The organism is Neobacillus sp. SRL179 (assembly GCF_984799095.1).
Map to the genome: position 1 here is coordinate 350,001 of NZ_OZ481792.1, position 12,203 is coordinate 362,203.

Consider the following 12,203-nt stretch of genomic DNA (forward strand, 5'->3'; position numbering starts at 1 on the left):
CTGGGTAGCTATGTGCGGACGGGATAAGTGCTGAAAGCATCTAAGCATGAAGCCCCCCTCAAGATGAGATTTCCCATAGCGTCAAGCTAGTAAGAACCCTGAAAGATGATCAGGTTGATAGGTCAGAGGTGGAAGCGTGGCGACATGTGGAGCTGACTGATACTAATCGTTCGAGGACTTAACCAAGAAAAGCGGAAGCGTCCGCTTAGCAACGTATGGCCTGGAGGGCTTCGACTGAGATAAAGGAAACACGAAGAGCGTAAGCGATTCGATGTTGACTTATCGCAGGGAGAAGACCGAAGGACACTAGTTGCTGGACGCTGGAGCTGGACAATGATTACTCTTGTTTACAAACTTCTTCTGCATTATCTAGTTTTGAGGGAATGAGCCTCAATTAAATAGTCTGGTAATTAAGGCGAGAAGGTCACACCCGTTCCCATACCGAACACGGAAGTTAAGCTTCTCAGCGCCGATGGTAGTTGGGACACGCGTCCCTGTGAGAGTAGGACGTTGCCAGGCACACAAAAGACAACCTGTAATGGGTTGTCTTTTTTGCGTCAGAAAACGATCTAAAATCGTATGAGGATGGTGCTATTTATAGGGGCATCTCTTACTTAAAGACAAACTTTATGTCTTAGCCATTCAAATTGTCTTTAAGATACCGGCTTAAGGACAAAACTCTTCGATGCACTGCTTAAAATGTCTTTAAGAGGTCGCGTTAAGGACAAAACTCTCCGAAGGACTGCTCAAAATGTCTTTAAGAGGCCGCGTTAAGGACAAAACTCTCCGAAGGACTGCTCAAAATGTCTTTAAGAACCCATCTAAAGGACAAAATCACTCACGAGTCTCCTCAAAATGTCTTTAAGAAGCTATCTTAAGGACAAAACTCACCGACAACTAGTTCAGAATGTCTTTAGTGCTCCGACTACAGGACAACCTTCAAAGTAAATACACCAACAATAAACAATAGACCTATCCAAAAAGCTCTCCTCCATGCGGCTTACGAGATGTACTTCAAATTATGGGTATAGAATCACTTCCTATACCGCAAAATATCCTTAATGATAATTCTAGGAGTTGGCACGTTTGGGAAAAAAGGGAACTCAAATACCAGTAAAGGAAAGATACGAGGATAATATAGATTACTTAAAAGAAGAGCTGCGAATTGGGAGAAACTTTGATATCATTCACCGCAAGCTAGAGTATGGCGGACATAGGATGAGTATGTTCTTAATTGATGGTTTCGCGTCAGCTAATCTCTTACTGCTAATTATGAAAGAGATTGAAAAGCGTAAACCAGAGGACTATAAAAATGACCCAATAAACGAGCTTGTAAAAACCTTTATTCCACATGTAGAGGTTAATACCACTACCGATTTAGAAGAGGTAATTGCTCAAGTCCTAGCCGGTCAAACGGCTTTGGTGGTGGAACATGGTCAACAAGTCATCATGATTGACTCCCGTGAATATCCGATTCGTTCCCCGCAGGAACCTGACATTGAACGAGTGGTTCGTGGGCCGCGTGATGGATTTGTTGAAACAATCGTGTTTAATTTGGCATTAATTCGCCGAAGAGTACGTGACCGTTCACTTGTAATGGAATATGTTCAAGTAGGAAAACGATCAAAAACAGATGTAGCACTTGTATACATAGATAGTATTGCGGATTTAGAAAATGTAAGAATGTTAAGAGAAAAACTCGAGGGAATTTCTATTGATGGAGTTTCCATGGGTGAAAAGACAATCGAGGAATTTGTTTTTGGCCGAAACTATAATCCCTATCCATTAGTCCGTTATACTGAAAGAGCAGATACAAGCTCGGTTCATTTAATGGAAGGTCATGTCCTCATTGTTGTAGATGGATCGCCAAGCGTAATGATTTGTCCTACCACATACTGGCATCACCTCCAACATGCGGAGGAGTATCGTCAGAAGCCATTGGTAGGGGCATTTTTAAGATGGGCTCGATTTATTGCAGTAACGGCTTCCCTATTCCTTTTACCACTTTGGTACACCTATGCAACTAATGAACAGCTGCTTTCTGAACGATGGAAATTCATCGGGGTAAAGGATCATGGGGAAATAGGATTGATTTGGCAGTTTCTCATCGCTGAAGTCGGGATAGAGATATTGCGGATGGCTGCCATTCATACGCCTAATGCCCTTGCGACCGCACTTGGTATCGTATCAGCCATTATCATTGGTGATGTTGCTGTCCAGGTTGGGATTTTCACCCATGAGGTGGTTCTCTATGTTGCTGTTGCTGCAATAGGAACTTTTGCGACACCTAGTTATGAATTAAGCTTGGCCAATCGGATCATGCGGGTTTTCTTTTTACTGATGGTAGCCATCCTTCAAGTACCTGGACTCGTTATTGGAATTACGTTATGGATCTTGTTACTGGTTCATACATCGAGTATGAAAATTCCTTATTTGTACCCCTTTATTCCGTTTAATCCACATGATATTAAATTGGTCCTTTTCCGGTCCCCTGTGCCGTATATCAATTTTCGCGGCAATATGCTTAATCCGCAGGATAAAACAAGACAAGACATTGATTAAGAGGATGTCCCAAAAAGAGTTGAGCTTGACCTCTCACGAAAACACGATAGGGGGTACACAACACTTTTTGGGGCATCCCTTTTTTCCTCTATTAGGATCTTTAATTATGACCTTACACCTACAAAAATTAACGTTATTCCAAGAAAGATCCATACAATTTTCATAATGGATATATCCCCAACAATCCCCAAGAGGCCGATAGTGGTAGTTAGGATGAGAATAATCGGTCCAACTAGGGCAAGTGAGGAGTTAATCATAAGAGCTTTTTCGACTGAATTAAATTTTAACATTAAAATTGCCGCAAATATCTCGATACTACCAGATAATAATCTTAAAAATGCCATCCCTAATACCGCTTTTTCTAAAATAATAAACATAGCTACCTCCTGATAAGCCCATTTCATCACATTATATGTTGGTTTTCTCAAGAGAAGGACATGTTTTTTTAAATCAAAGAGATTAAATCAATTTAATCCCACTAATTAAAATCATTAACGCCATAATGGTTCTTAAAGGTTTCTCGGGGAATTTGGATGACATAGTACTTCCAATCACGACACCTGGAATGGACCCGAGTAGAAGGTTCACCATTAACATATAATCAACATTGCCAATTCCCGCATGCATCATTCCTGCGGCGGAAACCAATAAAAATGCGTGGGCAATATCAGTTCCCACCACCTCGGAAGGACTCATCTTATACAAATAGATCATCGCGAGTGCAAATAATGAACCGGATCCAATCGATGTCAAACCGACAATAAAGCCTAATACAGCTCCTAACCCAATAGTTAAAAGCCTCTTTTCCTCTATGGACTTTTTTTGCAATTGATTGAGGCCTGCTTTATTTTTTACAAATGTTTTAATCAGAGTAGACAGTGCCACTAAAATCAGTACGTAACCAAGTGCATGTTTTATGACTAATTCTTGATTGTGAAAAAAGGAATCAAATAGATGGAGGATTCCTACGGCACAAATGGCACTGGGAATACTTCCGATCGCAAGGTATTTCACTAGTTTAAAATTTATCGTTTTTTGTCTCCAATGCTGAATAGAACCAAAGAGCTTAGTGATGGAGTTGTAAACAAGATCTGTTCCTACAGCAATTGATGGATTAATCCCCAATAATATTAAAATGGGTGTTAACAATGCCGCGCCGCCTACACCTGTCAGCCCCACCATAAAACCAATGATTAAACCCATGACAATAATCCCCATGCTCATTAGGCAACACTCCATAGAATAGACTTACCACAATAAAATATGAAGTAGTTACATGCCTTGTGCCATGACTTGTATGCCCAAAAAAATAGGTGACTTGATTAAGTCACCCATTTGAGTTATTTCTGCTCCTCATCATTCAGTGTTATTTTTTTACAGCCCACATATATACAGGAGAAAATATCCAAACCCGGCTTTGCTTTCGCTAAGCCTTTAACATAGGGAGTGATTAAATCTTTAAAGTCAGCTCCTACTTCGTCCTCTTCTAAGATTCCATATACATACAGCTTTTTTTCGTCAAATAAAAAGGCTACATTGCCGACTCCCTTGTTTTTTGTATCCACCACATTTAAAACTTGATATTCTGGTGTGATGACTTCAGGTGAAAAATAAATTTGCATGTGTACCTCCTCCTTCCTGTCCAGGTCTAGTGCTTTCGTTTAGCGTATTTTTCGCGCTAACTAAAAGAGAGTTTTTCAAACAGTGAGTCATTTTCTTCTTTTGCAGGTTCCTTTTTAGCGACATGAATCAACATGAGGCTCAATAAGGCACATAACAAGGTCAAACCTGCCGTCGACAAGAACATTCCAGTTCGCGACCATTCCATTAAGGTACTAAAAATGGGCGGTCCAATGGCAACCCCTAAAAATCGGACAGAGCCATATAATGAGGTAACGAATCCCCTGCGATCTGACGGCACGGAGCCGGTAATAAAGCTGTTAATACAAGGGAGAACAAGACCTGTCCCAACACTGCTGACGACAAGTACCGAAAAAAACGGCAGTAACTTGGTGAAAAATACTAGTGAGGCAAAGGATGCTGTCATAAGAAGACAGCCAATCACAATTAATGATTTCATCAGCTTCATTTTTTTTCCTATATGACTGCCTGTTAAATAGGAAGTGGAAGTCATGAATAAAAGCGGTATGGCTAAAATGGCTCCTTTTAACAATCCGTCAATATGATGATCCTTCTCAAGGATGTCGGATATATAAAACAAAATGCCGAACAGGGTAAAGAGACAGGATGCACCAGTTAAATAGGCTGCAAATAGCCAGCGCCCTTCCGTTTTAAACACGGACACTAATCCTTTTACATACTTTCCAACAGGAGGTGGTTCTTTCTCCGCTTTCTTCTCTTTGATAAAAAAGATTGTTAATAAAACGGAGGCTAAACAAAAGATAGGGAAAGCAAAAAATGCAGCGTACCAAAATAGAAGAGCTAATAGAGAACCAATGATCGGGCTTATGACTTTTCCGAATCCATTGGAGGCTTCCACTAACCCCAAGACCTTACTTTGTTCAGCGCCTTTGAATAAATCTCCTGCCAACGCCATGGCAATAGGGGCCGTGCCTGCAGCACCGATTCCCTGCATAATCCTGCCTGCAAGAATCCAAGTATAGGAACTAGAAAACCATGCTGCTGCGGCTCCTGCTAATAAACCACCGCTCCCATACAAAATTAGAGCAGGAATTATGACTGCCTTTCGAGAAAATCGATCTGATAAATATCCTAATACAGGGATTGAGATTGCCGCTGCAATGGAAAATACAGAAATGATTAAACTCGTTTGAAATTGTGTAACATGTAGTTCTGTTTTCATTTTCGGAAGAATTGGGATTAACATTGAGTTTCCTAACACTAAAATAAGCGGGATCGAACCGATTGCGAGTATAGTCATGCCTTTATGTTTTTGCTTTGGCAATTGAATGTACACCCCTAACTTTGAAATTAAGCTCTATTATTGTTTGGCCTAATAGGGATGTTTATGCATGACAAATGCCTAATTCTAAGGGTAAAAGCCCAAAGCTTTCACCATAGGCAACTTTTTGAATAATCTATCCTAGAAAAATAAGGAGGCCATTGCCTATGGATTTTTTAACATTACCGGAAAGGACAACTGGAAATAGGTCCTACGGTTTAACTTCGGTAATCGATTTTGGCACCCCAATCGGGGAATTAAGGAATATATTATCTGATTTTGCCGACCTCATTGATATTGCCAAGATTGGAATAGGTTCAGCCTATGTTACCCCAAACTTAAAGGAAAAAGTGCAGCTTTATCAGGATTTTCAGATTAAGCCTTATTGTGGTGGTACGTTGTTTGAGAAATGCTTTTACCAAAGAAAAATCCCAGAATATTTATCCTTTTTGCAGGGATTAGGAATTGAATGGATGGAAATATCAAACGGAACGTTAGATATACCTCTTAAGGAACGACTCAACCTAATATCACAAATAAAGAATGATTTTCATGTCATCGCAGAGGTTGGTTCGAAAGATTCTAATAGTGACATGCCAATTTCAGAATGGAAAGAAGAAATGAAGCTTCTTTTAGATGCTGGGTGTGATTATGTAATTACAGAAGGCAGGGACTCTGGAACATCTGGAATTTATCAAAAATGCGGTGATATTAAATCTGATTTAATTAGGGAATTATTACAAGATTTAGATTGCCGAAAAATCATCTTTGAAGCACCATCGGCTAAACATCAAATGTACTTTATCAAGGAAATCGGTCCCAATGTCAATTTGGGCAATGTGAAAATAAACGATGTATTAGTCTTAGAATCACAGCGCCGTGGGTTGAGAAGTGAAACATTTTTCTTGGAGGCGTAAGAATGATCATAACCTTAATACGGCATCTCCCCACTGAATGGAACAAAAAGACATGGCTTCAGGGAAGAAAGGATATAGAGCTCTCTCCCGTAACGGAGGAATTTCAAACGAAAATTACGCAGAATTTGCAGCTCCTTAATCAACTGCCGCCAGTGGAGATCGTATTGGCAAGTACCTTAAAACGGACACACCAGACAGCTTTGCTTTATGGTTTTGCTGCAGAAACAGAAGGATTATTAGATGAGCTTGATTTTGGCCCCTTTGAGGGGGTTCCAAAGGAAAAGTTAATTAAAAAATATGGCGTTCAGTGGTTGGAAAACCCACGGGATTTAGTTCTTGGGGAGAGTATAAAGAATTTAGAAAAAAGAATTTTGCAGTTTTTAGATAAGTACAAAAGCAAAAGCCATATTTTAGTATTTGGACACGGATCATGGATTAGAGCGCTAATTTCTTATTTACACCATGGCAATATCAATAAAATGAATACCATTCAGGTAGAAAATAATGCCTGTGTGACCCTAGAAGTAAAGAACAAAGGGTAATGAGAGAGAAACGGAGGGGTGAGGATTGACGGCAAAGCTAACCTATGAACATTGGGATGAGAAAAAAATAGCAGAATTTATGGATTGTAAACCAGATTTCTTGGATGCCTTAAAATGGGCCTATCAGGAGTATCAAGACGATATCGTTTATTCCTGCAGCTTTGGTGCGGAAGGAATTGTGTTAATTGACTTAATTCATAAGGTCAATAAACAGGCAAAGATAATCTTTCTTGATACAGGACTTCATTTTGCTGAGACCTATGAATTAATTGACAAGGTAAAGGAACGATACCCCACCTTGCAAATAACCATGCTAAAACCAAAACATAATTTAGAAGACCAAGCAAAATGGTATGGAGAAGAATTATGGTTTGATAATCCTAATCTTTGCTGCCACATGAGAAAAGTTGTCCCATTAAAAGAAGCGCTGGCAAACGTATCAGCATGGATATCTGGTTTAAGAAGAGAGCAATCCCCTTCAAGAAGCAAAACCCAATATATAAATAAGGATGAAAAGTTTCAAAAGGTTAAAATTTGTCCTCTTATTCATTGGTCATGGGAAGAGATCATGACCTATATTCATTTGAACAAGCTGCCCTATAATCCATTGCACGATCAAGGGTATCCGAGTATCGGCTGTGCCCCATGTACCCATGCCGTTACGAATCCTGGGGATCAACGTTCAGGAAGATGGGTTGGAACCGCAAAAACAGAATGCGGCATTCATGAGGGGTAATGGAGGAGAACCGTGTCATGAGAGGGAGGAAATAATGATGGGTGAAAACAGGCCGCATGGAGGCAAATTGATCAATCGGATGGATATTAACTATACGAAAGAAAATATTCGACATACGATTGAACTCGATAAATTAGAATTAAGTGATTTAGAGCTCATTGCTAATGGTGCCTATAGCCCCCTAGAGGGATTTATGGGAAAAGAAGATTATGAATCGGTCGTACAAACAATGAGGCTTACGGGCGGACTTCCCTGGTCTATTCCGATTACACTCGCCGTTGATTATATGAAAGCGAAACAGCTGAAAATCGGGGAAACAATTAACCTTATTCATAATGGCGTCGTGTATGGAGTTATGAAGGTAAAGGAAATATATCGTCCTGATAAGTACGTTGAGGCCGAAAAAGTTTATAAAACAACTGATTTACATCATCCAGGGGTTAAAAAGCTGTTCGACCGGCCTGAAATTTATCTGGCTGGGCCGATTACCCTTGTTAAAAGACCTGAAATAAGTAATTTTGAAGCCTTTTATCTGGACCCCGTTCAAACAAGGGAAAAGTTTAAATCGTTAGGCTGGGAAACTGTTGTTGGCTTTCAAACAAGAAATCCCGTACATCGCGCACATGAGTACATCCAAAAGTCAGCATTAGAAACAGTCGATGGTTTGTTTTTAAATCCGTTAGTAGGAGAAACAAAGTCAGATGATATTCCCGGTGATATCCGCATGAAGAGTTATCAAGTCTTACTAGAAAATTATTATCCGCAAGATCGGGTATTTCTATCTGTTTTTCCTGCTGCCATGCGTTACGCGGGCCCCCGTGAGGCGATTTTCCATGCGATTGTCCGCAAAAATTATGGATGTACCCATTTCATTGTTGGAAGAGATCATGCAGGAGTAGGAAACTATTATGGAACCTACGATGCTCAAAAAATATTCAGTCACTTTACCGAAGAAGAATTAGGGATTAAACCACTGTTTTTTGAAAACAGTTTTTATTGTAGAAAGTGTGAAAACATGGCGTCTGAAAAAACATGTCCACATGATCGGAAAGACCATGTTACATTATCGGGTACGGCCGTTCGCGGCATGTTAAAAAGCGGGGTACAGCCGCCCAAAGAATTTAGCCGTCCCGAAGTAGCTGCTACGCTTATACAAGGGTTGCAGGAGCTATCTAAAAATAAAAACACAACGATTGGTTAGGCTTTTTTGTGGGGACATCGTGACTTTTCTTAAATCTGGTTAGGCAAAAGGGTGTAGAAAATGAATAAAAGGGCAAACATCACTTGGCATCACACAACGATTACCAAAAAAAAACGCCATCTCTTGAATGGTCATAAAAGCTGCGTTCTTTGGTTTACGGGATTATCAGGGTCAGGAAAGTCAACGCTGGCTAATGCGGTGGACCATACGCTTTTTCAAGAACATTATCGAAGCTACGTCTTGGATGGTGATAACATTCGTCATGGATTAAACCGTGATTTAAGCTTTGGAGCAGAAGATCGTAAGGAAAATATCCGTAGAATTGGGGAAGTGGCGAAACTATTTGTAGACAGTGGACTAATCGTTTCCTCGGCTTTTATTTCCCCTTTTCTTGAGGATCGAGAATTAGTTCGTAAAATGTTTGAGGCGGATGAATTTATTGAAATATATGTAAATTGTCCGATCCGAGTTTGTGAGGATCGTGATCCCAAAGGTTTATATAAAAAAGCCCGTAATGGAGAAATAGCTGAATTTACCGGGATTTCTTCCCCGTATGAGGCACCATTAGATCCAGAAATCATCATTGACTCTGACAAAATGACAATTGAACAGTCTGTAAAAAAAGTGTTAGCCTATATGAAAGATAGGAAGATCCTTTACTAGGTCTTCCTATCTTCTTCGCCAATTAGTGGTTAAAATCCGTATTTTGTGAAACTTTAGCTCGTAAATATAATCAATGATGTTGGTAGAGAAAAACTGACAAATGATAGCGAAAAGGACAATTTTATAATCGATAACAAGTGCGGTTAATAAGAAAATTAAAAAGTTAATTCCCATCATCACCTTACCAGGACTCCAATCCTTATAGGCAGCAATCATTAAGGCTGGAATCACCATGCCGCCGCTCGAGGCTCCTGCGCGAATCAAGAGTCCAACCCCTATACCAAAACATACACTTCCAGCCGCAATATCAACTAATAAATGGACATGCAGATGGGGGACATACGCGGTGAGGATGTTGACGGTTGTTGAAGTAATCGCAACAGACAGTATCGTTCTGAATGTCCAAGTATAGCCAAAGTAATGTATCGCAAAAAATAAAAACACGATATTGGCCATCCACAAAGATAATCCTAGAGAAAAATGAAACCAATGATTCATTAAAATGGCGATTCCGGCAGCCCCGCCAGAAGGAATGGAGTGAGGAAATAAAAATAAGGACATAGACATGCCTTGCAAGGTGGCTCCAAAAAGCAAACAGAAATAGGTTAACAATGTTTTTTTCATAAGATAGCGTCAATAATCCTATGATAGCTTAAGGTAATTTCCAAGTTCAATCCCTCCTTAGGACAATCCTTCCTTGTCCATTTTATGAGAGTGCTGGAAGGAATATGTGGAATGGCAGTTCAAAAAACCTAGTTGATTCGGTTATTTTAAAAATGGGAATTATTACATGTGGAATTATATCGTCATAGCTGGTAAGATAATAAAGTTGCTTCGCGAGGAGGTCAAACATAATTAATTAAAAGTTATGTGTTGACATAAGCGTAGTGAACATGGTATTATATATCTTGTCGCTTCAACAGCGGTGAAATTGTTCTTTGAAAACTAAACAAACAAAAACGTCAACAAACAATAATATTAGTTTCATTTGAAACTAAGCCAACGTAACAAAATGAGCTAAATCAACTTTCTCGGAGAGTTTGATCCTGGCTCAGGACGAACGCTGGCGGCGTGCCTAATACATGCAAGTCGAGCGGACTTTTAAAAGCTTGCTTTTAAAAGTTAGCGGCGGACGGGTGAGTAACACGTGGGCAACCTGCCTGTAAGACTGGGATAACATCGGGAAACCGATGCTAATACCGGATAACCCTTTTCCTCTCATGAGGAAAAGCTGAAAGTCGGTTTACGCTGACACTTACAGATGGGCCCGCGGCGCATTAGCTAGTTGGTGAGGTAACGGCTCACCAAGGCGACGATGCGTAGCCGACCTGAGAGGGTGATCGGCCACACTGGGACTGAGACACGGCCCAGACTCCTACGGGAGGCAGCAGTAGGGAATCTTCCACAATGGACGAAAGTCTGATGGAGCAACGCCGCGTGAGCGATGAAGGCCTTCGGGTCGTAAAGCTCTGTTGTTAGGGAAGAACAAGTACCGGAGTAACTGCCGGTACCTTGACGGTACCTAACCAGAAAGCCACGGCTAACTACGTGCCAGCAGCCGCGGTAATACGTAGGTGGCAAGCGTTGTCCGGAATTATTGGGCGTAAAGCGCGCGCAGGCGGTCCTTTAAGTCTGATGTGAAAGCCCACGGCTCAACCGTGGAGGGTCATTGGAAACTGGGGGACTTGAGTGCAGAAGAGGAAAGCGGAATTCCACGTGTAGCGGTGAAATGCGTAGAGATGTGGAGGAACACCAGTGGCGAAGGCGGCTTTCTGGTCTGTAACTGACGCTGAGGCGCGAAAGCGTGGGGAGCAAACAGGATTAGATACCCTGGTAGTCCACGCCGTAAACGATGAGTGCTAAGTGTTAGGGGGTTTCCGCCCCTTAGTGCTGCAGCTAACGCATTAAGCACTCCGCCTGGGGAGTACGGCCGCAAGGCTGAAACTCAAAGGAATTGACGGGGGCCCGCACAAGCGGTGGAGCATGTGGTTTAATTCGAAGCAACGCGAAGAACCTTACCAGGTCTTGACATCCTCTGACACTCCTAGAGATAGGACGTTCCCCTTCGGGGGACAGAGTGACAGGTGGTGCATGGTTGTCGTCAGCTCGTGTCGTGAGATGTTGGGTTAAGTCCCGCAACGAGCGCAACCCTTGTTCTTAGTTGCCAGCATTCAGTTGGGCACTCTAAGGAGACTGCCGGTGACAAACCGGAGGAAGGTGGGGATGACGTCAAATCATCATGCCCCTTATGACCTGGGCTACACACGTGCTACAATGGATGGTACAAAGGGCAGCAAAGCCGCGAGGCCTAGCCAATCCCATAAAACCATTCTCAGTTCGGATTGTAGGCTGCAACTCGCCTACATGAAGCCGGAATCGCTAGTAATCGCGGATCAGCATGCCGCGGTGAATACGTTCCCGGGCCTTGTACACACCGCCCGTCACACCACGAGAGTTTGTAACACCCGAAGTCGGTGGGGTAACCGTAAGGAGCCAGCCGCCTAAGGTGGGACAGATGATTGGGGTGAAGTCGTAACAAGGTAGCCGTATCGGAAGGTGCGGCTGGATCACCTCCTTTCTAAGGAATATGCAGTCCTTGTGGACTGATAAAAGTTGACCGCTTTTTGTTTGTTTAGTTTTGAGAGTGCAATCTCTCAAT

11 protein-coding genes and 3 rRNA genes (1 of these 14 only partly in view) are annotated in these 12,203 nt (G+C 41.6%); 9 read left to right on the top strand and 5 right to left on the bottom strand.

The window, feature by feature from the left end:
* From AC4E8C_RS01860 to AC4E8C_RS01870, 3 genes are all read left to right on the top strand, one after another.
* Window positions 1-186 (top strand): 23S ribosomal RNA (locus tag AC4E8C_RS01860) (it extends 2,752 nt beyond the left edge of the window).
* A gap of 216 nt (window positions 187-402) precedes the next feature.
* A 5S ribosomal RNA gene (gene rrf / locus AC4E8C_RS01865) occupies window positions 403-519 on the top strand.
* Between the two features lie 567 nt (window positions 520-1,086).
* Window positions 1,087-2,562, top strand: coding sequence for a spore germination protein (locus tag AC4E8C_RS01870; RefSeq protein ID WP_490209805.1), 1,476 nt, complete (start codon window positions 1,087-1,089; stop codon window positions 2,560-2,562).
* A gap of 104 nt (window positions 2,563-2,666) precedes the next feature.
* On the opposite strand, the gene AC4E8C_RS01875 is transcribed toward AC4E8C_RS01870, so the two are convergent.
* The 4 genes from AC4E8C_RS01875 to AC4E8C_RS01890 all read right to left on the bottom strand — a co-directional run bounded on the left by AC4E8C_RS01875 (window position 2,667) and on the right by AC4E8C_RS01890 (window position 5,464).
* A complete protein-coding gene (locus tag AC4E8C_RS01875; RefSeq protein WP_490209807.1) occupies window positions 2,667-2,939 on the bottom strand; it encodes a YqhV family protein in 273 nt (90 codons plus the stop codon).
* Window positions 2,940-3,021: 82 nt separating this feature from the next.
* Entirely contained in the window at window positions 3,022-3,786 is a 765-nt protein-coding gene (locus AC4E8C_RS01880; RefSeq protein WP_490209808.1) for a sulfite exporter TauE/SafE family protein, read from the bottom strand.
* A 116-nt stretch (window positions 3,787-3,902) separates the two neighbouring features.
* Window positions 3,903-4,184: a hypothetical protein gene (locus AC4E8C_RS01885; RefSeq protein ID WP_490209809.1), complete on the bottom strand. Its 282-nt coding sequence runs from the start codon at window positions 4,182-4,184 to the stop codon at window positions 3,903-3,905.
* A 56-nt stretch (window positions 4,185-4,240) separates the two neighbouring features.
* Complete coding sequence (locus tag AC4E8C_RS01890) at window positions 4,241-5,464, bottom strand: MFS transporter (protein ID WP_490212436.1); 1,224 nt, start codon at window positions 5,462-5,464, stop codon at window positions 4,241-4,243.
* A 188-nt stretch (window positions 5,465-5,652) separates the two neighbouring features.
* Between AC4E8C_RS01890 and AC4E8C_RS01895 the strand changes: the two genes are divergently transcribed.
* The 5 genes from AC4E8C_RS01895 to cysC all read left to right on the top strand — a co-directional run bounded on the left by AC4E8C_RS01895 (window position 5,653) and on the right by cysC (window position 9,544).
* Window positions 5,653-6,402 (top strand): phosphosulfolactate synthase, encoded by a 750-nt coding sequence (locus AC4E8C_RS01895; protein WP_490209811.1) that lies wholly within the window; start codon window positions 5,653-5,655, stop codon window positions 6,400-6,402.
* Window positions 6,403-6,404: 2 nt separating this feature from the next.
* The gene (locus AC4E8C_RS01900; protein ID WP_490209812.1) at window positions 6,405-6,944 is read left to right on the top strand and encodes a histidine phosphatase family protein; all 540 of its coding nucleotides are present in this window, start codon (window positions 6,405-6,407) and stop codon (window positions 6,942-6,944) included.
* Between the two features lie 79 nt (window positions 6,945-7,023).
* The gene (locus AC4E8C_RS01905; RefSeq protein WP_490212437.1) at window positions 7,024-7,680 is read left to right on the top strand and encodes a phosphoadenylyl-sulfate reductase; all 657 of its coding nucleotides are present in this window, start codon (window positions 7,024-7,026) and stop codon (window positions 7,678-7,680) included.
* Window positions 7,681-7,717: 37 nt separating this feature from the next.
* On the top strand, window positions 7,718-8,881 hold the full coding sequence (gene sat, locus AC4E8C_RS01910; RefSeq protein ID WP_490212438.1) for a sulfate adenylyltransferase: 1,164 nt from the start codon (window positions 7,718-7,720) through the stop codon (window positions 8,879-8,881).
* 60 nt (window positions 8,882-8,941) lie between these two features.
* The gene (gene cysC, locus AC4E8C_RS01915) at window positions 8,942-9,544 is read left to right on the top strand and encodes an adenylyl-sulfate kinase (RefSeq protein WP_490209813.1); all 603 of its coding nucleotides are present in this window, start codon (window positions 8,942-8,944) and stop codon (window positions 9,542-9,544) included.
* Window positions 9,545-9,550: 6 nt separating this feature from the next.
* On the opposite strand, the gene AC4E8C_RS01920 is transcribed toward cysC, so the two are convergent.
* Entirely contained in the window at window positions 9,551-10,168 is a 618-nt protein-coding gene (locus AC4E8C_RS01920) for a YitT family protein (RefSeq protein ID WP_490209815.1), read from the bottom strand.
* A gap of 404 nt (window positions 10,169-10,572) precedes the next feature.
* Here AC4E8C_RS01920 and AC4E8C_RS01925 point away from each other — a divergent pair.
* Window positions 10,573-12,122 (top strand): 16S ribosomal RNA (locus tag AC4E8C_RS01925).
* The last annotated feature ends 81 nt before the right edge of the window (window positions 12,123-12,203 follow it).

What these genes read in the sequence shown, in the direction of transcription:
- AC4E8C_RS01875 (WP_490209807.1), bottom strand. Translation starts at nt 2,939, where the DNA reads ATGTTTATTATTTTAGAAAAAGCGGTATTAGGGATGGCATTTTTAAGA.
- AC4E8C_RS01900 (WP_490209812.1), top strand. Translation starts at nt 6,405, where the DNA reads ATGATCATAACCTTAATACGGCATCTCCCCACTGAATGGAACAAAAAG.
- cysC (WP_490209813.1), top strand. Translation starts at nt 8,942, where the DNA reads ATGAATAAAAGGGCAAACATCACTTGGCATCACACAACGATTACCAAA.
- AC4E8C_RS01885 (WP_490209809.1), bottom strand. Translation starts at nt 4,184, where the DNA reads ATGCAAATTTATTTTTCACCTGAAGTCATCACACCAGAATATCAAGTT.
- AC4E8C_RS01905 (WP_490212437.1), top strand. Translation starts at nt 7,024, where the DNA reads ATGGATTGTAAACCAGATTTCTTGGATGCCTTAAAATGGGCCTATCAG.
- AC4E8C_RS01880 (WP_490209808.1), bottom strand. Translation starts at nt 3,786, where the DNA reads ATGAGCATGGGGATTATTGTCATGGGTTTAATCATTGGTTTTATGGTG.
- sat (WP_490212438.1), top strand. Translation starts at nt 7,718, where the DNA reads ATGGGTGAAAACAGGCCGCATGGAGGCAAATTGATCAATCGGATGGAT.
- AC4E8C_RS01920 (WP_490209815.1), bottom strand. Translation starts at nt 10,168, where the DNA reads ATGAAAAAAACATTGTTAACCTATTTCTGTTTGCTTTTTGGAGCCACC.
- AC4E8C_RS01895 (WP_490209811.1), top strand. Translation starts at nt 5,653, where the DNA reads ATGGATTTTTTAACATTACCGGAAAGGACAACTGGAAATAGGTCCTAC.
- AC4E8C_RS01890 (WP_490212436.1), bottom strand. Translation starts at nt 5,464, where the DNA reads ATGACTATACTCGCAATCGGTTCGATCCCGCTTATTTTAGTGTTAGGA.